Origin of the sequence: Lysobacter sp. Root690 (assembly GCF_001427785.1) — a bacterium.
GTDB lineage: Bacteria > Pseudomonadota > Gammaproteobacteria > Xanthomonadales > Xanthomonadaceae > Lysobacter.
The window spans coordinates 372,257-395,499 of sequence record NZ_LMHM01000013.1; the positions used below are offsets into that span (position 1 = coordinate 372,257).

The following is a 23,243-nucleotide window of genomic DNA, read 5'->3' on the forward strand; positions in this document are numbered from 1 at the left end:
GGTTTGTGAGGTGGCTTCGAATGGGCTTTGTGCCCAGCGAATGCGTGGCGGCTTGAGCAAGCAGCGCCGGGCCCTCATCGCGATGTCTTCGTCGCGGTGACCATGCAGATCGGATACCCGGGCGACACGTTGATGCGACGCGCATCGGTGTCGGAACCGGTCGGCTAAGCCACGTCCGCGATCAACATCAGCGATACCGGTTGCCCGCTCACCGGGTGCACCGGCTCAGCCAACTCGCGCAGTCGCAGTCCGCTGCGTTCGAGCAGCGCGACCCAGCCGCCGATGGTGCGGAAATACCACGGCGCCGGTTCGCCGAACGCCGCGTCGCAACCGGCCCAGCTGCCGTCGCGCCAACCGTCGATATAGGGCGCCTCGCCGCAGGCTTGCGGCGGATGCAGAGTCTGGATCAGCACATGGCCGCGCGGGTTCAACATGCCCGGCATCGCGCCCAGCAAGCCGGCCACGCTGTCGTCGCCGAGCAGGGAGAAGTTGCAGATCGCCAGGTCGTAACGCGCGCTCAGAGCGCCGGCAGCGATGTCTTCGTAACTCAGGCAGTCGTAGCGTGGTTCGGACGCGTCGGCGGTTTGCATGCGGCGGGCGGCGTCGATCAAGTCCGGTATCGCATCGACGCCATGCACGTCGATGTTGTGCGCGCACAGCGCGCGGCTCAGCCAGCCTTCGCCGCAACCCAGGTCGAGCACGCTGCGCGGCGCAAGCCGCAGCGCGGCATCGACGACGGCGCGGTCGGTGACCAGGCGTCGGCTTTCGATCGCCTGCGCGCGCACGGTCTGGGTCCACGGCGCGGCGTTCTCGCGCCAGGCCTCGAGCACGCGCGCATCGCTGTGGCGGGGTGGAGTGCGGGCCATGGCTCAGGCCTCCGCAGCGGCGGGGTCGCGACGACGCGAGGTCGAGTACGCCAGCCACAGCAGGCCGGCCAGGGCCAGCACCGCGATCGATCCGGGCAGGTACAGCACGAACCAGGCGATCGCGGTGTCGACCTTGCCATAGGTCCAGATCGTGAATGCCGCGAACAAGCCGTCGGCCAGGATCAGGAACGCCAAGGTGGTGGTGCGGCGCACGCTGGCGAGCAGGCAGGTCAGGGCGATCAAGGCCTGCGGCAGGCCGATGTAGAAGAAATTCATCGCGCCGGTGTACAGCGATTGCGACAGTCCCTGGCCGTCGGCGATCCACGACTGGCCGAAGAAATACCCGAACGGCAGCGCGAACAGAATGGCGGCGAGCGGCCAGAACCGGCGGGTGCTCATGCGACGCTCCTTGAGCGGATCGGATTTCGATTGGGTTCGACGACCCCGCCTGGTCCCGCGGCGGTACGCATGCGATGCGTACTGTTTTGTAGCCAGTGGTGCCACAACGCTGGCTGAGTGGAATGCGTTGGCACACCCGATGCCGCGTCGCTACACGAGGGTTTCGAAGTCGCCGCCCGATCCGGCCGCGCCGATCCGCTCAGCCCGTCGTCGCCGCGGACATCGCGGTCAGGCCGGCGCACTCAGGCCCGGATGCTCAGACCAGCGTGTTCCGGCGAGCTCAGGCCGGCGTGCAGCGCCAATGCCAGGGTTCGTAGACGATCCCGTGCGGATTGCCGCGCGGATAACTCATCGCATAGCCATAGCCGCCGGCACGCTCGCGCAGCCAGGCGAAGGCCGCGGTGTGTTCGAACGATTCTTCGGCCGGCGGTTCGCCCGGCGTGCCGATGTCCAGCGCGAGGCCGCTGTGGTGTTCGCTGTAGCCCGGCGCGGCGTTGACGGTGAGGATCTCCTCGACGCTCAGGCCGCGCGCCAGTTTGCGTTCGAAGATGCCCAGTTGGTAATCGTGACTGCGATAGCCGGAGATCGCGTCGAGCACGATGCCGTCGCGCTGCGCCGCCTCGCGCAGGTGAGTCCAGGCGCGCGCGGCGACCGGGTGCAGCCACAGCGGGCGGCGGAAGCGGTCGACGCCGGCCAGCGCCAGCCGGTCGGGTTCGGCGACCAGATCCAGGCCGGTGCGATCTTCATAGGCGGCACCGTCCAGGCCGAGCGCGTCGAGCCGATGCTCGATCCGGTCCAACGGCAGCTCATGCACGCGGACCAGGCCTTCGCGGCGGTATTCGACGATGCTGTCCAGGGCGTCGAGCGCGGCGTCGATACCGTCTTCGCGCATCAGTCGGTGGACCAGCGGCAGCAGGCCTTCGGGCAGGTCGGCGGCGAGGAAACGGCCGTCGCGCTTGCGCCGCAGTACGTGCCGCGCGCGCGCCAGGGCGCGGGCGTCGTGGTTGCTGCGCGCGCGCAGCAGTCCGCCCGGCCACAGTTCGATCTCGGGCGTGTTGATCAGGACAGTGCCGGGGCCGCGCATGGGCTCAGGTTAACGGCTGCGGCCGCGGCGTGCCACGTTGCCGAGGGCCGGCCGGGCTGAAGCGGGCCGGGCAGCGCGCGGGCTGGTCATGCCGGCTGCTTGAAATACAGGCGGGTGCCGAGGATGCCCGGGTCGTGTTCGACCGCGACCAGTTCCCAGCCCTGTTCGCCGCGCTGATCGAGTTCGCGCTGGATGCGCTCGCGCATCGGCGCCTCGAACAACTGGTAGGTGAGTTCGGTTACGTGGTGCTTCCATTGGCTCATGCGTCGTCCTCGGGCGTCGGGGTGTCCTGGCGCGGCAGCCGGCCGCTCTTGCGCAGCGCGTCGCGCAGGACATATTCGATCTGCGCGTTGAGCGAGCGCAACTCGTCGTCGGCCCAGCGCTGCGCGGCGGCGAGCACTTCGGCGTTGATGCGCAGCGGGTAGGCCTTCTTCTCGCTCACCGGCGGCCGGTCCGCTCGCTGCGAGATCCGTTCGCCGTGTCGTTGCGCTGCGAGTCGCGATAATCGCGCCGCGCCTTGGCCACCGCCAGCATCAGCGCCACCACCAGGCCGTTGACGGCGATCAGCAGGGCCACGGTGACGCCGGTGGTGCGGCTGTCGTTGCCGGTCGCCCAGTAATACCCCGGCGCGGCCAGCAGGATCGCGATGGCGATCAGCGCGAGCAGTCGCGACAACCGCGCCGCGGTCGCGGCCGGGTCGCGCAGGCGCGAGGCATCGAGCCCGTTGACCAAGTGCAGGTTGCCGCGCGCGACCAGGACCGCGGCGACCAGGGTCGGCACCGCGCTGATCAGCATGATCGCCGGCAACATCAAAGCGTGGGTGGTCGTGCTCATGGGCGGGCCTCAGTACAGGGTGCCGGCGTTGACGATCGGCTGGGTGCTGCGGTCGCCGCACAGCACCACCAGCAGATTGCTGACCATCTGCGCCTTGCGCTCCTCGTCGAGCTGCACCACGCCGTTCTTCTGCAATTCGGCCAGGGCCATTTCGACCATGCCGACCGCGCCGGAGACGATCCGGGTGCGCGCGGCGATCACCGCGTTGGCCTGCTGACGCTGCAGCATGGCGTGGGCGATTTCCGGCGCGTAGGCGAGGTGACTGATGCGCGCGTCGACCACGTGGATGCCGGCGTCGGCCAGGCGTTCCTGCAGTTCGTCGCGCAGGTGCACGGAAATCTCGGCGGCGTGGCTGCGCAGCGACAACTGGCCGTCCTCGTGCTGATCGTAGGGATAGATGGTGGCCATCGCGCGCAGCGCCGACTCGGTCTGGATGTGGACGAAGGTTTCGTAGTCGTCGACGTTGTAGACCGCTTCGGCCGAATCGACCACTTGCCAGACGATCACCGAGGCGATCTCGATCGGGCTGCCGTCGAGTTCGTTGACCTTGAGCCGGCCGCTTTCGAAATTGCGCACGCGCTGGCTGACCTTGCGCTTGGCGAACAGCGGGTTGTTCCAGCGCAGGCCGTTTTCCTTGACCGTGCCGATGTACTTGCCGAACAGGCTCAGCACCGCGGCCTGGTTGGGTTCGACCATGTACAGGCCCATCAGGCAGAACGCGGCGATCGCGCCGATCAGCGCCGAGCCGATCATGGCGAAGTAGAGGCCGGGATCGGTGAATCCGGTGGCGAAGCCGTAGGCGCACACGAGCAGGATCAGCAGCAGGCCGATCAGCACCGGGATGCCGGACAGGGAGTGGGTCGGGTTTTCTTTCATGGCGTCGGCTCGGTCGGTGTCTGCGATATTGATATCAGATTGATATCAGGTCTGGGCAGCCGTTCGTCGGGGCGGTGCGTCGGGCGAGGTAGCACGCCCGGTCTGGCTTGCGCGGTGGTCTGCAAACCCACGGTCAATCCGCCTGCCGGCGCAAACCGCAGGCGGCGATGCTCCATCCGATTCCCGATTCCCGATTCCCGATTCCCGATTCCCGATTCCCAGCCTTACGGCGTAATCCGATAAAGCGGCGCCGGAATGAATTCCCCCGTCGTATACAGGCTGCGGCCGTCGGCCGACCAGCCCAGCGCCTCGGCCTGCGGCAGCCACGGCAGATCGCTGACCCGCGGCGCGCCGGCGACCGCCTGGGCCCAGCTCTGTTGCGGCTGGCGCGGGTACTGCAACAGGTAGCGATACGTCATCACCGCCAGGGTCGTGCCGTCGGGCGAGATGTCGGCCGCGGTGACTTGGCCTTGCAGCTTGGCCCGGCCGGGATTGGATTTGCGCAGCGCCTCGTCGGCTTGCGGGATACCGGCCAGTTCGCCGAGCCGGGTCGCGGTCTGCAGCGCGTTGCCGGCCGGCATCAGCGGCAGCGCGAACAGCTCCGGCGGCTGGCGTTTCTTCGAAATCAGCAGCACCTGTTTGCGCGCCACGTCGACCGCCACCGCTTCGCAGTCGCGCGCGCCGTCGGGCCAGCGGAACGCGATCGACCAGGCCGGCTTGAGCCGCGCGTTCTCGATCTTGGAAGGCTCTTCGATCACGTGCAGCTGCAGGCTGCGACGTAGGCCGCCGTTGTCGCCGGTGTCGGCGATCAGCAGGTAGGAGCGGCCGTCGAGTTCGAACGCGGCCATGTCCTCCCAATCGGTCTTGGTCACGCCCTCGATCCGCAGCGTGGCCAGGCGGTCGCCATTGGTCGCGACCGCGAACAGGCGTTCGGGGTTGCCGCCGTCGTCGTGCATCCACAGTACGTCCGGATGCCGGCGCGAGGCGGCCAGGCCGCTGATCTCCGACAGTTGCGGGTCCAGCATCATTCCGGCCAGTTCGCTGCTGCCGTGTTCGGGCGGCGTGTCCGAGCCCGAGCACGCGACCAGCACGGCAGCGCCTAGCAAGCCCGTGAGCCACGCCAGCCGGCGCCGAACGCCGCCCGGCGCGGTGGCGGCGCGGGCGGTCGGCGGGGCATCCGGCGATGCGAGGGCGACGGCGCGCGCTGCGGGCCGAGGACGGGCAAAGGGCATAGCCACAGCATCGCACGGGCGATGTGTGCCGCCATAGTCCGCGAACGCCGCCCCGGCGCGGAAAGTTAGACTAGGCTCATCCCACCCCACTTGAGGTTTCGTCCATGACCACGCTTGGTACGCCGCTATCCCCGCACGCCTTTCGCGTGCTTCTGCTCGGTTCGGGCGAGCTGGGCAAGGAGGTGGCGATCGAGCTGCAGCGCTTCGGGGTGGAGGTGATCGCGGCCGACCGCTACGCCGACGCACCGGCGATGCAGGTCGCCCACCGCAGCCACGTGCTGGACATGCTCGACGGCCAGGCCGTCCGCGCCTTGATCGCGGCCGAGCGGCCGCATCTGATCGTGCCGGAGATCGAGGCGATCCATACCGAAACCCTGGTCGAACTGGAACGCGAATTCGCCGAGCGCGGCACCGAAACACGGGTGATCCCGACCGCGCGCGCCGCGCGCCTGACCATGGACCGCGAAGGCATCCGCCGTCTCGCCGCCGAAACCCTGCGACTGCCGACTTCGCCGTACCGCTTCGTCGACACCGTCGAGGACTACCGCGCCGCGGTCGCCGAGCTCGGCCTGCCGTGCGTGATCAAGCCGGTGATGTCGTCCTCGGGCAAGGGCCAGAGCCTGGTGCGCGATCCGGGCGAGATCGACAAGGCCTGGAACTACGCTCAGACCGGCGGCCGCGCCGGCGCCGGCCGGGTCATCGTCGAAGGCTTCATCGATTTCGAATACGAAATCACCCTGCTGACCGTGCGCCATGCCGGCGGCGTGACCTACTGCGCGCCGATCGGCCACCTGCAGCGCGACGGCGACTACCGCGAAAGCTGGCAGCCGCAGCCGATGAATCCGGTCGCGCTGGCGCGCGCGCAGCAGATCGCCCGCGCCATCACCGACGATCTGGGCGGTTACGGCGTGTTCGGCGTGGAGTTGTTCGTCAAGGGCGACGAGGTGTGGTTCAGCGAGGTCTCGCCGCGGCCGCACGACACCGGCCTGGTCACCTTGATCTCGCAGGACCTGAGCGAATTCGCCCTGCATGCGCGCGCGATCCTCGGCCTGCCGATTCCGACCATCCGCGAGCACGGCGCGTCGGCCTCGTGCGCGGTGCTCGCCCAAGGTGTCGGCGTGCCGGTGTTCTCCGGCGTCGATGCGGCGCTGGGGCAGGTCGACACGCAGTTGCGCTTGTTCGGCAAGCCGCGCGTGGAAGGCCAGCGCCGGGTCGCGGTGACCCTGGCCTTGGGCGCCGACATCGATCAAGCGCGCGCCAAGGCGCGCGAAGCGGCGGCGCAATTGCAAATCGAACTGCGCTGAGCGCGAGCAGGCGCCGCGATCCTCGATTCGCGGCGCGACAGCGTCCGCCGCCGCGCGCGCCGGGCCACACGGTACCGAACCATCCAGGGAAGCGACGATGAACGACACGCAGGGCTACGCGGTATTTTTCTTCCCGCAGGCGTTGGAGGTGCTGGGCGATGCGATACGGCCATATCTGCTCGACGGGCCGGCCGGCGCGCACGTGCTGTGCAAGGAAATCGACACCGGCGGTGCATTCACCGAAATGACCCTGGAAGGCCGCACCGCCGACGGACACTTCCTGTCGCTGGAGTTGATGGTGCCCGGCAGCATGGTGCGCATGATCGTCTCGGCGCACGGCGAGGGCTCGTTCGGGTTCGGCGCCAGCCTGCCCAAGCCCGCGCCGAAAGCCGCGCCGAAGAGCGTGCCCGTCACCGCCGCGCCGGCCTCGGCGCCGAGTCCCGCACCGACGTCCGCGCCGAGTCCCGCGCCGGCGGTGCCGGATGCGCCGGCGACGGTGATCGCGGCGAGCAATCCGAATAAAACCGAATAAGCCCAGATAAACCCGACTGAGCGGCGTCGCCGCCGAGCCGCCGCGATCGTACCGCCGCGGTCGTACCACGTCGCGCGCGTGCGTCGTTTGCGGGCGCGGTCGACGCAAACGCGGTAGATTGCGCCGCTTCGGGCAGGACGATCGATTCGGCCCGCACTTCGCCGGCAGGTTGGCGCGGACAAGGAGTCCAGCAATGAACGCTCCAAGCAAGCACGAAGACACCGTCACCCTGTACCGGCCGGTTGGCCCGGAGGAGTTGGCGAAGCTGCGCGACAGCGCATTCAAGCGCTGGCCGCCGCGTCTGCCCGAGCAGCCGATCTTCTATCCGGTGACCAACGAACAGTACGCGGCCGAGATCGCCGAGCGCTGGAACATCAAGGACAGCGGCTACGGCGCGGTCACCCGCTTCCAGGTGCGGGCCGCGTTCATGGCCCGCTACCCGATCCAGAAAGTCGGCGGCGCGCATCACACCGAGTGGTGGGTGCCGGCGGAGGAACTGGAAGCGCTCAACGACGAAATCGTCGGGACGATCGAGGTCATCCGCGAATTCCACGGGCCGGCCGGGGGCTGAGCCGCGTGCGGTGCTGGCGGATCGGCGATCGCCGCGTCAGCGTTGCGTATCGGTTCGAGATATCGCTGGGCTTGAGCGGCCCGCCAGGTTCGCACTGACGGTTGGTTTATTCGTCGTCCGCCGAACTCGGACCCGGCGCGATGCACGGAGCGCGACGAGCTGATCGTGGATGCTTGCCGATGCAGCGCCCATTACCTTGGCGACGACACGCATCCGGCAACGATGCGCCAGACGCGCAATCTTCAGTCCAGCGGACAACCAGCGTGGAGCCAGCCCGCAAGGTCGTCGCCGACCGCGACGAAGTCGTCCTCGCTCATGCTGCCGTGACCGACCACGAATACGGTCGGTGGCGCCAGCCCCGCGTGCGCGAGGATCGCGCGGCCGCCGCCATCGTCGCCCACAGTCAGATAGCCCGGGCAATAAACCTGGGTTTCGTAGCATTGGTTGCGTTCGATCAGCTCGTCGACTGCGTACAAACGGACCGCGCCGATCTCGCCGCCGCCATGACGGGCAATCGCTTCGCGCAACTGCGTTGCGATCGGCGCGCCGAACCAGTGTTCGACCGCCGCCCAGGAGTCATCCGAGTGCATCGGCTTCGACCGCCGCTGCCGCGCGAGGCGAGGTGGCGAAATGCGCGGTCACCGCGGCGACGATCTTCTCGATGTCGTGCGCATAGAACCCCGACGAGTTGAAGGTGTTGAACTCGATCACCTTGAGCCCGTCGTCGGTCTGGGCCACGTCCATCACGCAGGTGCGGTGCGGCAGCCAGCCGTCGGCCAGCGCTTGCGCCTGCTCGTACAGTTCCGGACGCGCGACCGCATTGGCCATGCGCTGGCCGGCGATGCGGTAGGAGGAGCCGTCCACGACCGTGCCGTCGACGATGAAATACCGCCATTCGGCGTGGATCTTTTGCGGCGGCGCCACGATCACTTCGGTGTCGCCGTCGAAGCTGAAGTTGCCCGAATCCACGCTGCTCATCCAACGGCGGATTTCCTTGGCGACCGTGACCGTGCCGTCGAAATGCTTGAGGTCGTGCAGCGGGCGCACGAACCAGACGCTGTCGTCGGGCTCGTGCTCCATCGCCGCCATGCACTCGCGCACGCTCATCTGCCGCACGTGCTGGTTGAGCATGTCGCCGCGGTTGCGATTCCAGCAGTCGACGCGGAAAGTGTCGGGATCGAAGCACAGCCCGGTCCAGCCGCGCTGCACCGCCAGCCGGGTCAGCTTGGTCGCGCCGTAGGGAATCACCACGCCGTCGATCTGCGGCACGTGGTTGCCCAGTTCGTCGGAGAACGGAATCACCTGGATGTCCTGCACGCGCGCGCCGGCATCTTCGGCGGCGTTCCACACCCGGCGGATCTGCTCGTCGGCGATGAAGTTGGTCTGGATGGCCCAGGTGACGGAGGTGTACATGCGATGGTTGCCGGTCGGGGTGGGTGCGATGACGCAGGCCCCGATTCTATCGCCCGGATTTCAGCGGCGGGGATGGCGAACGGCGATGACGCATGCGGCGATGACCATCGCGACAACGCGACAACGCGAAGGACGCGACCGGCGCGTTCTACCCGCGCGCGAAGATCAGAAGGTCGCTGCTGGTGGCGATCACCAGGCTCAGTCCGGTGGCGGAGAAGCCGCAGGCGCGCACGGTCGAGTCCTGATGGATCTTGTGCAGCGGCGCGGGCTTTTCGTACAGATCGCCGAACAGGTGCGAGCCCGGCTCGGTCAGCACCAGTTCCTGCGCGGGCCAGTCCAGTTCGAGCCGGTGCAAGGCCCAGCCGTCCGCGGTGGCGGTGGCCAGTCCGCCGCCGCCCGCGCCGGCGATGCGGATCGCGCGGCCCTGCAAGGGGCCGATGCCTTGCGCTTCCAGGTGGGCGTAGTCTTCTTCGTAATCGCCGCGATCGCGCGCCACGCGCTCGCCGCTGAGACAATCGAACACGCCGCGCCCCTGACTGGATACGACCAGCAGCAGATCCGAATCGCGGTCGAAGCCCACCGAACTCAATCCGCCGACGGCGACATTCGCGATCGCTTTCCAGGGAGCGGGCGGTGGAGTCGTTGGCAGCGAACGGATGCGTTCGCGCAGTGTTTCAAGACGTGAAGTATTCAAGGTCGACATCGGTCAGGGCGGTGGAATCGTTGCTGGTCCGGTCGCGATGGCGGGCATCGGGCCGGGCGCTTCATCGAATCGTGCGGCGGACGTGAAGCGCGGCGTCGGCGTGGGTTTCAACTGCTGCGTTGTATAACTCGATCGGCGCGTGCGGATCAGGACAGCGACCCGGCCTGCACAGCATGCCGGTGTCGCGGGCGGAAATCTGAGGCGTGTGCGTTCGGTTAATGTGATCTTCAGCACCGCGCTTGAGTCGAAGCGGTAGCGATGCCCGCTTGCGCTGTGCTCAGTTGCTCAGATCGACCCACACCAGGTGATGATCGCTGGCTTCGGAAATCTTCGCGTCTTCGCTGCCGGACTTCGGCCAGAACACGCCGGTGTCCTTGACCTGCCAGCCGCGCGAGGGCAGCACGTAATCCAGGCGCAGGGTGCCGGCCTTCGGGCCGAAATCGCCGGTGTGCTGGGCGATGTCGCCTTTGCGCGCGAAGCCGTAAAAGCTTGCGCGTTCGGTGGCGCCTTCGCTGCGCGGTATGTGGCTCGCATCGACGCGCGGGTGATCGAGCAATTGCTTGATCGAGCCCGGCACGCCGTCGCCGTCGATCGGATCGGCATTCATGTCGCCGACGATGACGAAGCGCGCATCGTCCGCCAGTCCGCCGCAGCGGCCTTGGTCGTCGCACAGCCACGCCGGCGTGCCGCCGTCGAGGTAGCGCGCCCACAGTGCGATTTCATCGTGATTGCGCGCGCCGTTGCGATCCTCCGGGCCGTCGAACACCGGTGGGGTCGGATGCGCGGCGAGGAAGTGCAGCACGCCCAGCGGCGTTTTCACCGGCACGTCCCAATGCGATTTCGACGACAGCCGCATCTGCGGCCACACGCTGTCCGAGTACCAGGCCTTGCCGGTGGCCGGATTACGCGGCTGGCGCGCGCCGGGCAGGGCGCTCCACTTGAAGGTCTGGAAGCTGCGCACCGCGGCGGTGTCGATCGGATACCGCGACAGCACCAGCATGCCGTACTGGCCCGGATGCAGGCCGTAGCCCCAGGCGTCGTTGCCGCGCGCGCGGTCGGCGCGCTTTGCATCGCCGGATTGGCCGTCGCCGTCCAGGTCCAGCCCGCTCGGCACGCCGGTGTTGACCGGGGCGAGATAGCGGTAGGGATAGCGCAAAGCTTCGCCGCCGCCGGGCTGGGCGACTTCCAGGTAATTGCGCTGGAACAGGTCGGCCGCGCGGTGCTGCGCGTCGTAGTCGAATTCGTTGAGCAGGACCAGATCGGGACGCACGCGCTGCAGCACCGCGGCGATCTTGCGCGCGTTGCCGTCGTCGCCTTGCAGGCGCGCGATCAGGCCGCCGTCGGCGTCGTCGTAGAGCGAGGTGTTATAGGTCGCCACGCGCAACTGCGCGGTCTCGTTCTGAGCCTTGACCCAGGCCTTGGGATCGCCGTGAACGTTCACTTGCGTGCAGGCCGCGAGCAGGGCCGCGAGGATCGCGGCGACGTAGGGAAGTGGTCTGGACATGAGCGCATGATGGCACGGCGCGATTCGGGCTTAGTGACAGTTTCGGGCGGTTACGCGGGCGAGTTATCGGGGGCGTTCGCGGCGAGCCGGGACAAGCGCGTCGGGGTTGAAGCCCATCCCACAAAAAACCTCGTCGCGGCGAAATTTCTTGTCGCGCAGGCTTCAACCCCGACGCTCTCGATCCGACCTCGATCGATGCCCGATCGCTTGCGCGCGACCGAACCCCACAAACAACAACGCCCCGGCAAGCCGGGGCGTCGCGTCGAGCCCGAAGGTTCGAATTACAGGGTGCAGCCGAACGAGGCGTACTGAGCCTTGCTCTGGTCCAGCGCCATCTTGCAGGCGTTGGCCAGCGCTTCCTTGCCCTGCGGCGTGGCGGCGGCCTGGGCCCAGGCATTGCGGCTCTGGTCCAGACCGGTCTGGAACGCCGCGCGCTGAGCTTCCGGCACCTTGTCGGTGAGGCAGGCGCTGACCTTGGCCAGGTAGTCGTCGCACTCGGCGACGCCGACGCTGGCGGCGGCCGGGGCAGCAGCCGGCATGGCCGGATCCATCGGAGCAGCCGGAGCAGCGTCCGGAGCCGGGGTGGCGGCCGGATCGGCAGCCGGCGCGGCAGCGGCGTCGGCGGCCGGGGCGTCGGCGGGCTTGTCGGCGGGCTTGTTACAGGCGGCCAGGCTCAGGGTGATCGCGGCAGCCAGGAACAGGGTGTTCAATTTCATTGCGGAAACTCCATGTGGCGTTGAGTGATGAGGGTGGCGGCTCCATGCCAGGCCTGAGCGGCGCCTTCCCGCATGTCGTGACTACGACGCGGGTACGAAATACACGACCCGCACGCACAGAGTGTTACGAATGTGTAAAAACGCGCCAATCGCGACCATCGAATGCCTCCAACGGTCGGAAACGGCGTTTGTAATCCATCTTCGGATGGCCGGCGATCCAGTAGCCCAGATACAGATGGCCGCGCCGTTCGCGTCGGGCCCATTCGATCTGGCGCAGGATCGCCAGCGTGCCGAGGCTGCGATCGGCCAGGTCGGGGTCGTAGAAGGTGTAGACCGCCGACAGGGCGTTGTCGACTACGTCGGTGACCGCGACCGCCAGCAGCTTGCCGTGGCCGCGCGGCGCCGGTTCGCGCAGCTCGAGGAAGCGGTTCTCGCTCCAGCTGCCGATCAGGAACTGGTCGAACTCGAGCGCGCCGTGGCCGTCCATGCCGCCGCCGGCGTGGCGCGAGGCGAGGTAGCGCTTGTACAGCGCGAGTTGTTCCTCGTCGCGTTCGGCCGGGCGCACGCGCATTTCCACCGCGGCGTTGCGCGCCAGACAGCGGCGCTGGCTGCGGTCGGGCACGAACCGGTCGACCGGGATGCGCACCGCGACGCAGGCGCGGCAGCCGCTGCAATGCGGGCGGTAGACGATGTCGCCGGAGCGGCGGAAGCCCCAGCCCAGCGCGTGCGGGTACCACTCGCGCAGGCGCGGATCGCGCGGGTCCAGGACCAGATCGCGGGCGGTGCGCTCGGGCCAGTAGCCGCAGGCGTGCTCGCCGGTGTGAAACAGGCGGAGATCGTCGCTGTCAGGCTGAGGTTGCGTGCCCATGGGCGCAGCATAGCGCCGCGTTCGCCCGCTGCGCAGGCCGGCGTCGGAGTTTTGCGTGGTCGGCGACGGGTTAGCGCCGGCTCGACGCAGATCGGCCGGCTGTCGCGCCGATGAATGTCCACGCCAGCGTGTCAACCGCCTTACGGCGGGGACGTTGATCCGCTCATCGGCGCCACGGTGGCGCCTGCCGCAGGAGTCAACGCATGACCCGTTCCCCCCTCTATGTCGCCGCGCTCGCCGCGGCCATGCTCGCCGGCGCGGCCATCGCGGCGCCCCAGACCGACACCGCCGCGCCGCAGCGCCAGCGGATCAAGCTCGACGCCAATAACGACGGGGTGATCACCCGCGAGGAAGCGTCCAAGCTGCCGCGCCTGGCCGAGAACTTCGACAAGCTCGACAAGAACCACGACGGCAAACTCGATGCGAGCGAACGCCCGCAGCGTCGCGGTGGACGCGAACACGGCGGTCGTGGCGGACACGGTGGCCATGGCGGCCCGGCCGCGCTCGACACCGACGGCGACGGTCGAATCAGTCAGGCCGAAGCGGCGAAGTCGCCGCGCCTGGGCGACAAGTTCGCGCAGATCGATCGCAACCGCGACGGCTACATCGTGCGCAGCGAGCTGCACGCTTACTTCGAAAGCGAACGGCCCAAGCGCGAAGCCGAACGCGCCAAGCGTTTCGACGAGAAGTTCGCCGCCGCCGATCTCAATCACGACGGCAAGCTGAGCAAGATCGAAGTCGACGAAAAGATGCCGCGCCTGGCCAAGAGCTTCGCGTTCCTCGACGAGAACCGCGACGGCTTCCTGACCAAGGCCGATCTCAAGCCCACGCCGCGTCGTTGAGGCAAATGTTCGTTGCGCCGCATCGGAGCCGGGTTCGGTTCCGATGCGGTGCGTGGCGGCCGGGGTGCCGCGTGGTTCCAGCGCACTGAAACGATCGGCATCGATCGCGCCGCGGATGGATTGAGGCCGGCTCGGTGCATCGCGCGATGCGGTCCGGATCTGGCCGCATGCGACGGGTAAACCGGACAGGCAAAAATCTGAGTGAATTGTTGTGACTATGTGACTCGATTTATGTGGCTTGGCGTCGAGTCGTTTACAAGCGTTTTGCGCAGCGGTCGTTTCGCCCCGGATGAATTAGCTGCATGAAATCAGGAGTTTTTTACAGGTGCGTGCTTTTTTAGTAGATCTAACGTGCCTCTTGGAAACATAAACTGCGCGAAACAATTTTATTTTCGCTGAGGCCGCGCGCAGCCTTCTGTTTTCGAATTTTTAGGATTAGTAAGTAGTGCCATGGCATCCGCGAATCGCGATGCCGATACGTCGCATAGGGGGGCGATGCTATGGCGCTACGGCACCTGTTCAATGCACAGCCGATCGAAGTCGGCGCTTTGCCGGGGTGGCGCCTCCGCCTCGCGGTCGCGGCTTTCGCGATCGTTGCGACGATGCTGGCGCCGGCCGCGCAGGCCGATCGCGCGTTCGCGCCGCGCTACCAGAACCCGGCCGTCAACGGCGATATCACCGGCATCGGCAATATCAACCTGCATTGCGGCGGCAACATCACCTTATGTACGCAGGCGCAGAACGGCAGCGTCACCGTCGTCAATCAGGACCCGGCCATCGCCATGGTCTATGTCGATGTCGACAGCGACGCGACCACGTTCAATTCCAGCAGCGCCACGCTCGCGCTGCCGACGGGGTCGACCGTGCTGTTCGCCGGCCTGTACTGGAGCGGCGTCAGCGCCTCGCTCGCGCGCAACAGCGTGCGTCTGCGCACGCCCGGGTCCGCGCTGTACACCTCGCTCAGCGCCGACGAACTGTTGACGAATTCGGCCGGCGCGTTCGGCGATGCCGCGTATCAGGGCTTCGACGACGTCACCGCGCTGGTCCAGGCCGCGGGCAACGGCAGTTACACCGTCGCCAACGTGCAGACCACCCAGCGCGGGATCGGTTCGGCGGGCAGCAGCTGGGCCGGCTGGGCGCTGGTGATCGCCTACCGCGATCCGGCCCAGACCGCGACCCGCAACCTCAATATCTACGACGGCCTGCTCAGCGCCAGCGACTCGGCCTTGCCGGTCGACATCGCGTTCAGCGGCTTCGTCACCCCGGCCACCGGGCCGGTCAACACCACCCTCGGGCTGCTGGGCTGGGACGGCGACGATACCGTCGACGGCGCGGTCGGACTGCAGTACGGCCGCAACGCGGCCACGCTGAGCAACGTGTCCAACGCGGCCAATCCGGTCAGCAACTTCTGGAACAGTTCGATCTCCCGCAACGGCGCCGACGTCGGCGCGCGCACGCCGAACTATTTCGACACCCTGGGCATGGACCTGGATTTCACCCCGCCCAACGTGCCCTTGCCCAACAGCGCGACCTCGGCCTTGATCCGCGCCCGCGGCAGCATCGACGAGGTGTTGATCTTCGGCATGATCAGCCGCGCCACCGACGTATCGCGGCCCAATCTCAAGGACCGGCTGCTCAAGAGTTCGGCCGACCTCAACGGCGGCGGCTTGTTGCCGGGCGAATTGCTCGAATTCACCATCGGCACCACCAACATTGGCAGCGATTCCTCGCTGCAGACCGTGCTGACCGATGCGATCCCGGCCAACACGACCTACGAGCCGGGCAGTCTGGTCATCGTCAGCGGCGCCAATGCCGGCGCGCTCAGCGACGCGGCCGGAGACGACCAGGCCGAATTCGATGCCGGCAACAGTCGCGTGGTGTTCCGCCTGGGCACCGGCGCGACCGCCGGCAGCGGCGGCACGATCGCGCCAGGCGAGAGTTTCAGCCTGCGTTTTCGCGTGCGGGTCAATGCCGGCGTGGCGGCCGGCACGGTGATCAACAACAGCGCGAGCGTGGCGCATCGCGCCGCGACCCTGGGTCAGAACCTGCTCGACGTCAGCGATGCCGATCCCGCCACGCCCGGCGATCAACCGACCCGCAACGTGGTCGCGGCCTCGCCGCGGATCGTGCTCAACAAGACCAGCCTGCGCGGCGTCGACAGCTTCGGCTTCGCGCTGACCAATACCGCGCAGGCCACCGGCAACGTCACCACCCAGGCCGCGGGCACCGCGGTCCAGGTCGACGGCGACGTCAACACCGCCGGCGTGCAGGCCTACACGGTGGTCGCGGCCGGCACCGACGTGACCATCGCCGAGACCGGCGTGCCGGCCGGCTATGCGCTGACCTCGGCGCTGTGCCGCAACGCCGCCAACACCGCGGTCGGCGCGCTCGCGGGCACGGTCTACACGATTCCCGGCGCCAGCGTGGTCGCCGACGACGTGCTGACCTGCGTCTTCACCAACACTCGCAACCAGGCGGCGCTGTCGATCGTCAAGAGCGACGCGAGCGCGACCTACACGCCGGGTGGCAGCGCCGTGTACACCCTCACCGTACGCAACGACGGCCCCGATGCGGTGACCGGCGCGCTGGTCGAGGACGTGCTGCCCAACGGCGCGACCCTCGCCGCCGCCTGGAGCTGCGCGATCGGCGCCGGCACCGGCGCGTGCAATCCCGCCAGCGGCGGCGCGGCCGGCGGCGGCGCGGTCAATCTGAGCGTGGATCTGGACAACGGCGCGAGCGCGAGGATCACCGTGCCGGTGAACTTCGCCGCCGCGCCGGAGGCGTATGTGCCATGAGCATGCGCATGACGCGCGATGCGGCCGGCGATGTCCGCGCGCATGACGCGCGACGCGGAGCGGCAATGCGCACGCGGATCACGCGCGATGCGCGGGGACGATGTTGGCGCGGGGGCGCAGCGGAGCCGCGGCGATCGCTGGTGATCGTTACCGAGAGCGATCAGCCGAAGCGGCCGTCGCGAAAAAGCACGTACACCACCGAGGCGAGCATCACCAGCGAACTCCAGACCATCGCCTGCGGCCCCAGCACCCAGCGATAGATCAGGCTGCGCTTGGGATCGCGGCCGGTTTCGCGGCGGATCCGCGCCATCGACGGCGCCAGCGCGCGCGGCACCACGACCAGCCATTGCCACAGGCTCAATACGATCACCGCCAAGGTCACCGCGAGCGGCGCGATCCAGCCGCGGCTGACCTCCAGCGTGACCAGGGTGGCCACCGCGAGCAGCGCGCTGGTCACGCTCATGACCGTGATCAGCCGGCCGATCTCGCGCCGCTCCTGTGGTGTGGCGGCGAAACCGAGCATGTAGCGCGCGATCAGCACCGTGGCGATCAAGCCGCCGACGAAACCGCCGATCACCCCGCCCAGGGTCTGCGAACTGATCGTCGTCATCCGGATGGCGATCGAGGCGCTGTCCAGCGGCGCGCCGGTCATCGCCTCGGACACCGGCGACAACACCCGTTCGACCACGAACACCACCACGCTGCCGACCACGCCGCCGGAGGTGCCGGCGGTGCCGAGCCCGCCCAGGCCGAACTTGCCGGCCAGGCCCGAGCCGATCGACCCGGCCGCGATCGCCGCGGTGGTGGTGCCGGCCGGCGCGATCACGCCGAGCGCGCTGGCGACCAGGGTGGTGAAACCGACCGTGGGCGCGCTGGCCCGCGCGAACACCGCGAAGCGATCGAGCAACTCGCTGCGCACCGAGCTGCGCGCGCGCGACAGGCGCTTGCGCACGGCCGCGTCGCTCAGGCCGAGCAGGGCGGCGACCTGCTGCGAGCTTTGGCCTTCGCGGTAATACAGCAGCAGGACCTCGCGGCTTTCGTCGGGCAGTGCCGAGATCAATTCGGCCGCGACTTGCGCGCGCTCGGCTTCGATCAGGCGTTCGACCGCGCTGGGTTCGGGATCGGCCGCGGCGGCGATGGCCGCGTCGAAGTCGTCGCTGCCGCGCGGCAGACGCTGGCGCGCGCGCAGATGATCGTTGGCGAGGTTGCGGGTGATCTGGCGCAGCCACGGCAGGAAGCTTGATGGGTTCTGCAGCTTGCGGATGTTCTGCCAGGCGTTGAGGAAGGCTTCCTGGGCGATGTCCTCGCTGGCGTGGACGTCGCGCACCATCGCCAGGGCAATGGCGGTGACCGAGTTCTGGCAGGCGCCGACGATGCGCGAATACGCGGCGGTATCGCCGCGCGAGGCCGCCGGCAGGTGATGGTCGATCAGGGAATGCAGGGCTTCGGCGTTCATCGCCAGGCGCTCGAAAGGGCGGGTGCGGGAGAGGTGGGGATGCGGCGCGACGGGTAGGCGGGTGTCATGCAAGTGGTCTCGGGACGGCGGCATCCGGCGATGCCTGCAAACCTAGACGTAGCTCGCCGGGGAATGTGACCGACCGGCGCGGCGGCGGCAAGGGAGCGCCCGAGGGAGCGTTCGGACGGGCGTCGAGCTTCCGCCGTGCGTGTCGCTTGCGCCGATGCGTGGATAGGACGAGTCAGAAAGTCGACGCAATGCGATGAGGTCGGTGTAAATCGCGCGGTAATCGAGGATCCGGCGGGCCCCGCCGGTCCGTACCCGTATTTCTAATGATCCGTCCGCGCCGATCGGCGCGGACGGCGCGGGCATAGATGCCCGCGTCTCATTACAGAAGTAGATACGGAGAACTTCATGATTGCAAAATCGCTCCTCCCCCTGGCGATGCTGTCGGCGTTGGCGATGGCCCCGCTGTCGGTGGCATGCGCCAACGACGATCCGATTGTCAGAACGGCGAAAACCTCTTACTCCACCAACCACGAAGGCCCGCTTTACACCCAGCTTCTGGAGCGACCCGATATGGTCGATTCCGAGCAGATCCTCGACACCCACCTGGTGGTCGCCAACAACGAACTGGACTGCACCGCCGCGGTGTTCGAACTGATCTCGGATGGATGGGCGTATCCGGCGGAAAAACAGCCGTGGGCGGATGTGTGCGCGCCTTCGCGCGGTGTCATCAACGAACTGGTGCCTGCTTCCCGCCCGCCCGGGACCATGCCGGGCCTGTGGATCAGCGATATCGCCCGCAAGCCCGATCCGGGGCAGACCACGCCGACGACGAAGGGCAAGGTGGTGAGCACCCATCATCTGGGCACCACGGATTTCATGTTCGAAAATCAGATGTCGCCGCACTGGCAATACGACGCCCAGCCGGAGGACAAAACGCCTTTCGGAACGACAATCCGGACCACTCAAACCAAGGGCACGTTGATTGTCGATGGCAGGATAATCGGTCAACGGTTCGTCCTTAACCCGTTCGGGAAATAGGCCGTGACCGGCGACAACCACCGATCGCGCCAGGGCGGAACAGTGCGCCCGGACAGGGTGTAAACGGCGCAGGATGCGCCCGCAACGGCATGGCGGCGTTGGTCGCCATGCCGTTCTTCAGTGCTGTGGCAGCGGCGCCGCCGTCGCGCTTGCGTGCGCAAGTCCGTCCGCGTGCGCGAAACCGGATTGCATTCGCGGCGGGTGTCGCGCTCAGCCCATCGCGCGCACGGTCTTGACCGTCTTGACCACCGTCCAGTTGCCGTCGACCAGCTTGACCTCGAGGGTCTTGTAGACCGCCTGCGAGCGGCTGAAGTACGCCGAATACTCGACCGTGCCGGTGCTCGCCGAGGTCGGCCGGAACGCATGCACCTGGATCAGTTCGGCCGGCGCGCCGTCGAGCGCGTGGCTGCCTTGTTCCTCGTCGGGCACTTCCACGCACTGGCTCGCCGGCAACAGGCGCAGGTTCGAGCGCGCGAGCGCGGTCAGCAATTTGCGCGAGGCATCGCTGCGGTCCACGCGCAGGCATTGGGTCGGCTGATCGGCCTCGGCCAGCTGTTGCTTGAATACCGCCGCGGCCAGCCCGGCCGGTATCGCCGCGACGCTGCCATCGAACTTGTGGGTCTGCAGCGCGACCATCGCCGGGTCGACCGCGGGCGCGGCCACCGGGCGATTGCGCAAGTTATGGAACATCGCCAGGCCCAGCACCACCGCGATGCACAACAGCAGGCCGATCTTGATCCGGAACGCGCGTTTCTGCCCCGGCGTGCGAGTCTGGTCGATGCTCGACTGAAAACGGAACGGCGCGTGATGCGATTCTTCGGCGCGGGTGCTGTCGATCAGCCCGGCCTCGCGCAGCAGATCGCGCGCGCGCAACTGATCGCTGGACTGCACCACCCACACCGCCGGGCGTTCCTTGGCTTGTTCGGCGTAACTGAAACTCGAACGCCGGTTGCCCTTGTAGGAGCGGTCGTTGGTGACCCGCACTTCGATCCCGGCGTCGCGCAACAACTGCGCCACGCCTTCGACGTTTTCCAGTCGCGGACTGCTGAATACCTGCCTCATGTCATTCCTTCGCCGGAACCTGCGCGGCGCTGGCGGCATCGCGCACCACGCGGATCAAGCCTTCCTGCGCGCTGCTGGCGACCAATCGTCCCTGCCGATCGAAGATCTGCCCGCGCGCCAGCCCGCGCGCGCCCTGCGCGCTGGGGCTGTCGATCGAATACAGCAGCCAGTCGTCGGCGCGGAACGGACGGTGAAACCACAAGGCGTGATCCAGCGAGGCCATCTGCACGTTCGGCTGGTAGTAGCTGATGCCGTGCGGAAACGTCGCGGTGCCGAGCAGATGGAAGTCGGAGGCGTAGGCCAGCAGGGCGCGATGCAGCTCCGGCGCGTCGCCGACCGGTTCGCTCAGGCGGAACCAGACCTGCTGGAACGGCGGCCGCTTGGGCGGATTGAGTTCGTCGCGCGGATACACATGGCGGAACTCGAACGGCCCCTGCCGCGACAGCCAGCGCTGAACCTTGGTCGGCAAGGTCGCCATGACCTCGGCCGGCACCGCGGGCGCCGGATCGATGTCCTCGGGCTTGGGCACTTCCGGCATCGACAGCTGATGCTCGCCGCCGTCCTGGTCTTCGTGGAACGAGGCGGCCAGGAAGAAGATCGGCTGGCCGTGCTGGATCGCGGTGACCCGGCGCACCGAGAAACTGCCGCCGTCGCGGGTGCGATCGGCCTGATAGACGATCGGCGCTTCGATATCGCCGGCCTTGAGGAAATACGCGTGCAGCGAATGCGCCGCGCGCGCGGTGTCGAGGGTGGCCTGCGCGGCCGACAGCGCCTGGCCGAGCACCTGCCCGCCGAACACGTACTTGGTGCCGATATCGCGGCTTTGGCCGCGAAACAGGTTGTCCTCCAATCGTTCCAGCGACAGCAGTTCGATCAGTTCGGAGACGGGGGAGGAGGTCATCGGCGCGCGGCTTGGGAGGTCGGGTGGAGTATAGCGGGACGCCCGCCACGGTCCGGGGCGGCGCGGCGGGCCGGTGAGGTTGTGCGCCCACGCCGCGCGGCGCGTCGATACCTCAGCGCGGCAACCGCTCCAGGCCGCATGCCGCCAACACCCGCGGCCACGGAAACCACGGGCCCGGATCGAGCTTGCGCTGCACCAGCACCGAAGGATCGTCGCTGGCTTCGACCTGAGTGGTGTCCAGGTCCTCGTGCCCGGCGATGTAGCGCAGCGACGGCAGGCGCTGGCGCAGGTCGTTCAACAGCGCCGTCAGCGCCTCGATCTGCGCCGCGGCGTAGTCCTCGGGCATGGCCTGGCGGCGCGAATCCAGCCAGTGCGGATAACGGCCGATATTGACCAGTTCGATCCCGATCGAACGCGGGTTGTAGCCGCGTACGTGATGGGCGATGCGGTCCTCGCTCACATAGCGCAGCACCGAGCCGTCGCGGTCGACGTAGTAGTGGCCGCTGTTGCCGGTGCCCGATTCGGCGTACAGCACCCGCTCGCCGTATTCGCGCGCCGTGGCCAGGTCGGGCAACTCGGTGCAATGGATCACCACCAGGTCGATCGAGCCCGGTTCGCGCGGCGTCAGCCGGGCTTCGTAGGGCAGGGGCGCGGACGTGAGATTCAGGGGCGACATGCCTGCGGATGCTACCATTCGCCCTCCCACGGAGCCCCCCATGACCCTGCCGCCCGCCGACTCCGCGCTAGGAAAGCTGATGGCCACGTTGCCGCGGCCCGGCCGGGTCGAATGGATCGGCGTGCGTCCGGCGCGGGCGGTGCGGATGCAGGCCCTGGACGAGGTCGTCGCGCAGGCCGGCGCGGGCCTGGCCGGCGACCGCTACAAGGGCGGCAGCGGCAAGCGCGGCGTGACCCTGATCCAGGCCGAGCATTTGCCGGTGATCGCGGCGCTGTCGGGTCACGAGTCGCTGGAACCCGCGCTCCTGCGCCGCAATATCGTGATCTCCGGGCTGCCGTTGCTGGCCTTGAAGGATCGTCGCTTCCGCCTTGGCGACGCGCTGCTGGAATGGACCGAGTCCTGCGACCCGTGTTCGATGATGGAAGCCGCGCTCGGCCCGGGCGGTTTCAACGCGATGCGCGGCCACGGTGGTCTGTGCGCGCGGATTCTCGAGGGCGGCACGATCCGGCTTGGCGATGCGCTGGTGCCGGTGATCGATGCGGTCGCGGTTTGATTGCGCGATTGGTGCGGATGATCGGGCTTGCGGGTTTCTTTCGCGATCGGTTGCCGCCTCATGATCGCGGGTCGGGCATGACGGTTTCGGCGCGCGCGCCATGATCGAGGGCGTTGGGATGGATTTCATGCGCGATGGTCGCCATGGCATGTTGTTTGCTGGCGCGATGGGATCCGCGATTGATTCACATTGGTTCTTGGATGATTGCGCCGGGGCTTGCTTGTTCGGACTTTCGCGGTGATCCGCAATTACTTCAGCTCGGCGCAAAGATGATCACCAGACCAATGCACCTCCACGCTCTCGCAGTGATCTGCAATCACTCCATCTCGAATCAAAGATGATCGCTCCAGACCATTGCACCTCCGCACTTCCGCAGTGATCTGCTCCTACTACACCCCGGCTCAAAGATGATCACGCCAAGTCACTGCATTCCCGGACTTTCGTCGTGATCTGCCACTACTACACCCCGGCTCAAAGATGATCGCCCCAGGACATTGCATTCTGTCTCATGGCTTCGAAAGCGGCCCCGACGCGACCAAGGTCACCGCCCTGGCCGAAGCGGCGCAGCGTCATGGCTGGACTCACGAGCGTCCCGATTACACCGACCTGGACGCCAAACGCGAAGTCAGCGATCTGGGCGATGTCTACGCGCGCATCGAGCGCCTGCTCGGCTTGGCGCGCAAGGCAGCCGAGCGCGGGCCGGTGGTGCTCGCCGGGTCGAGCCTGGGCGCCTATATTTCCGGCGCGGTGTCGATGCAGGTCCGGCCCGCCGCGCTGTTCCTGATGGCGCCGCCGATCGCGATGGGCCCGGCGCCCACGCTGCAGGCCGCCGATGTACCGATCAGCATCATTCACGGCTGGGACGATGAACTGATCCCGGCCGCCGATGTCGTCGCCTGGGCCCATCCGCGCCGTGCGCGGTTGCTCCTGGTCGACGACAGCCACCGCCTTACGGCGCACGTGCAGGGCAGCGCCGACGCGTTCGCGCGCCTGCTCGAAACATTGTGAG

The 23,243-nt window shown here is 67.8% G+C and carries 27 protein-coding genes; 9 read left to right on the forward strand and 18 right to left on the reverse strand.

Annotated elements, in window-relative coordinates; genetic code table 11:
- Positions 1-164: 164 nt before the first annotated feature.
- From ASD86_RS13595 to ASD86_RS13625, 8 genes are all read right to left on the reverse strand, one after another.
- Positions 165-866, reverse strand: a complete 702-nt coding sequence (locus ASD86_RS13595; RefSeq protein WP_056111277.1) for a methyltransferase domain-containing protein — start codon at positions 864-866, stop codon at positions 165-167.
- A 3-nt stretch (positions 867-869) separates the two neighbouring features.
- A complete protein-coding gene (locus tag ASD86_RS13600) occupies positions 870-1,265 on the reverse strand; it encodes a hypothetical protein (protein WP_056111281.1) in 396 nt (131 codons plus the stop codon).
- A 280-nt stretch (positions 1,266-1,545) separates the two neighbouring features.
- Positions 1,546-2,349: a M15 family metallopeptidase gene (locus tag ASD86_RS13605; RefSeq protein WP_056111284.1), complete on the reverse strand. Its 804-nt coding sequence runs from the start codon at positions 2,347-2,349 to the stop codon at positions 1,546-1,548.
- An 86-nt stretch (positions 2,350-2,435) separates the two neighbouring features.
- A complete protein-coding gene (locus ASD86_RS26780) occupies positions 2,436-2,612 on the reverse strand; it encodes a hypothetical protein (RefSeq protein WP_157476612.1) in 177 nt (58 codons plus the stop codon).
- On the reverse strand, positions 2,609-2,791 hold the full coding sequence (locus ASD86_RS13610) for a hypothetical protein (protein WP_036109329.1): 183 nt from the start codon (positions 2,789-2,791) through the stop codon (positions 2,609-2,611). The genes ASD86_RS26780 and ASD86_RS13610 overlap by 4 nt, the downstream gene beginning before the upstream one ends.
- Positions 2,788-3,183: a hypothetical protein gene (locus ASD86_RS13615; RefSeq protein WP_056111287.1), complete on the reverse strand. Its 396-nt coding sequence runs from the start codon at positions 3,181-3,183 to the stop codon at positions 2,788-2,790. Before ASD86_RS13615 ends, ASD86_RS13610 begins: the two co-directional genes overlap by 4 nt.
- 9 nt (positions 3,184-3,192) lie before the next feature.
- A complete protein-coding gene (locus ASD86_RS13620; protein ID WP_056111290.1) occupies positions 3,193-4,059 on the reverse strand; it encodes an SPFH domain-containing protein in 867 nt (288 codons plus the stop codon).
- A gap of 224 nt (positions 4,060-4,283) precedes the next feature.
- Positions 4,284-5,165, reverse strand: coding sequence for a hypothetical protein (locus tag ASD86_RS13625; protein WP_157476614.1), 882 nt, complete (start codon positions 5,163-5,165; stop codon positions 4,284-4,286).
- Between the two features lie 230 nt (positions 5,166-5,395).
- On the opposite strand from ASD86_RS13625, the gene purT reads away from it, so the two are divergent.
- From purT to ASD86_RS13640, 3 genes are all read left to right on the forward strand, one after another.
- The gene (purT, locus tag ASD86_RS13630) at positions 5,396-6,595 is read left to right on the forward strand and encodes a formate-dependent phosphoribosylglycinamide formyltransferase (protein WP_056111296.1); all 1,200 of its coding nucleotides are present in this window, start codon (positions 5,396-5,398) and stop codon (positions 6,593-6,595) included.
- A 97-nt stretch (positions 6,596-6,692) separates the two neighbouring features.
- Positions 6,693-7,127 carry a hypothetical protein gene (locus ASD86_RS28270; protein ID WP_056111299.1) on the forward strand — a complete coding sequence of 145 codons (435 nt, stop codon included), beginning with the start codon at positions 6,693-6,695 and terminating at the stop codon, positions 7,125-7,127.
- Positions 7,128-7,320: 193 nt separating this feature from the next.
- Complete coding sequence (locus ASD86_RS13640; protein WP_056111303.1) at positions 7,321-7,698, forward strand: hypothetical protein; 378 nt, start codon at positions 7,321-7,323, stop codon at positions 7,696-7,698.
- A gap of 242 nt (positions 7,699-7,940) precedes the next feature.
- Here ASD86_RS13640 and ASD86_RS13645 read toward each other — a convergent pair whose 3' ends face one another.
- The 4 genes from ASD86_RS13645 to ASD86_RS13660 form a co-directional block, all read right to left on the reverse strand.
- Positions 7,941-8,288 (reverse strand): SMI1/KNR4 family protein, encoded by a 348-nt coding sequence (locus tag ASD86_RS13645; protein ID WP_056111306.1) that lies wholly within the window; start codon positions 8,286-8,288, stop codon positions 7,941-7,943.
- Positions 8,275-9,111 (reverse strand): ATP-grasp domain-containing protein, encoded by an 837-nt coding sequence (locus ASD86_RS13650; protein WP_056111309.1) that lies wholly within the window; start codon positions 9,109-9,111, stop codon positions 8,275-8,277. Before ASD86_RS13650 ends, ASD86_RS13645 begins: the two co-directional genes overlap by 14 nt.
- A 148-nt stretch (positions 9,112-9,259) precedes the next feature.
- Positions 9,260-9,805 carry a hypothetical protein gene (locus ASD86_RS13655; RefSeq protein ID WP_056112712.1) on the reverse strand — a complete coding sequence of 182 codons (546 nt, stop codon included), beginning with the start codon at positions 9,803-9,805 and terminating at the stop codon, positions 9,260-9,262.
- Positions 9,806-10,091: 286 nt separating this feature from the next.
- Complete coding sequence (locus ASD86_RS13660) at positions 10,092-11,318, reverse strand: endonuclease/exonuclease/phosphatase family protein (protein ID WP_056111312.1); 1,227 nt, start codon at positions 11,316-11,318, stop codon at positions 10,092-10,094.
- Between the two features lie 6 nt (positions 11,319-11,324).
- Between ASD86_RS13660 and ASD86_RS26785 the strand changes: the two genes are divergently transcribed.
- Entirely contained in the window at positions 11,325-11,630 is a 306-nt protein-coding gene (locus ASD86_RS26785) for a hypothetical protein (protein ID WP_157476616.1), read from the forward strand.
- Here ASD86_RS26785 and ASD86_RS13665 read toward each other — a convergent pair.
- Both ASD86_RS13665 and ASD86_RS13670 read right to left on the reverse strand, forming a co-directional pair.
- The gene (locus tag ASD86_RS13665; RefSeq protein WP_036109309.1) at positions 11,600-12,034 is read right to left on the reverse strand and encodes a hypothetical protein; all 435 of its coding nucleotides are present in this window, start codon (positions 12,032-12,034) and stop codon (positions 11,600-11,602) included. The two genes, ASD86_RS26785 and ASD86_RS13665, sit on opposite strands and share 31 nt — an antisense overlap.
- A 124-nt stretch (positions 12,035-12,158) precedes the next feature.
- Positions 12,159-12,902 (reverse strand): arginyltransferase, encoded by a 744-nt coding sequence (locus ASD86_RS13670; RefSeq protein WP_056111315.1) that lies wholly within the window; start codon positions 12,900-12,902, stop codon positions 12,159-12,161.
- Positions 12,903-13,105: 203 nt separating this feature from the next.
- On the opposite strand from ASD86_RS13670, the gene ASD86_RS13675 reads away from it, so the two are divergent.
- Together ASD86_RS13675 and ASD86_RS13680 are read left to right on the forward strand one after the other, a co-directional pair.
- On the forward strand, positions 13,106-13,744 hold the full coding sequence (locus tag ASD86_RS13675) for a hypothetical protein (protein WP_056111318.1): 639 nt from the start codon (positions 13,106-13,108) through the stop codon (positions 13,742-13,744).
- Positions 13,745-14,346: 602 nt separating this feature from the next.
- Entirely contained in the window at positions 14,347-16,539 is a 2,193-nt protein-coding gene (locus ASD86_RS13680; protein WP_162253665.1) for a DUF11 domain-containing protein, read from the forward strand.
- 160 nt (positions 16,540-16,699) lie between these two features.
- Here ASD86_RS13680 and ASD86_RS13685 read toward each other — a convergent pair whose 3' ends face one another.
- A complete protein-coding gene (locus ASD86_RS13685) occupies positions 16,700-17,995 on the reverse strand; it encodes a sigma-70 family RNA polymerase sigma factor (RefSeq protein ID WP_056111324.1) in 1,296 nt (431 codons plus the stop codon).
- A gap of 414 nt (positions 17,996-18,409) precedes the next feature.
- Here ASD86_RS13685 and ASD86_RS13690 point away from each other — a divergent pair, with 414 nt between their 5' ends.
- Positions 18,410-19,042, forward strand: coding sequence for a hypothetical protein (locus tag ASD86_RS13690; RefSeq protein WP_157476618.1), 633 nt, complete (start codon positions 18,410-18,412; stop codon positions 19,040-19,042).
- A 210-nt stretch (positions 19,043-19,252) separates the two neighbouring features.
- Here ASD86_RS13690 and ASD86_RS13695 read toward each other — a convergent pair whose 3' ends face one another.
- The 3 genes from ASD86_RS13695 to ASD86_RS13705 form a co-directional block, all read right to left on the reverse strand.
- Positions 19,253-20,104: a hypothetical protein gene (locus tag ASD86_RS13695; protein ID WP_056111331.1), complete on the reverse strand. Its 852-nt coding sequence runs from the start codon at positions 20,102-20,104 to the stop codon at positions 19,253-19,255.
- A gap of 1 nt (position 20,105) precedes the next feature.
- Positions 20,106-21,005 (reverse strand): acyl-CoA thioesterase II, encoded by a 900-nt coding sequence (gene tesB, locus ASD86_RS13700; protein ID WP_056111335.1) that lies wholly within the window; start codon positions 21,003-21,005, stop codon positions 20,106-20,108.
- Between the two features lie 112 nt (positions 21,006-21,117).
- Positions 21,118-21,681, reverse strand: a complete 564-nt coding sequence (locus ASD86_RS13705) for an N-acetylmuramoyl-L-alanine amidase (RefSeq protein ID WP_082578335.1) — start codon at positions 21,679-21,681, stop codon at positions 21,118-21,120.
- A 40-nt stretch (positions 21,682-21,721) separates the two neighbouring features.
- On the opposite strand from ASD86_RS13705, the gene ASD86_RS13710 reads away from it, so the two are divergent.
- Together ASD86_RS13710 and ASD86_RS13715 are read left to right on the forward strand one after the other, a co-directional pair.
- Positions 21,722-22,234: an MOSC domain-containing protein gene (locus tag ASD86_RS13710; protein ID WP_056111341.1), complete on the forward strand. Its 513-nt coding sequence runs from the start codon at positions 21,722-21,724 to the stop codon at positions 22,232-22,234.
- A 480-nt stretch (positions 22,235-22,714) separates the two neighbouring features.
- Positions 22,715-23,242, forward strand: coding sequence for an alpha/beta hydrolase (locus tag ASD86_RS13715; protein WP_056112715.1), 528 nt, complete (start codon positions 22,715-22,717; stop codon positions 23,240-23,242).
- Position 23,243 lies beyond the last annotated feature (1 nt).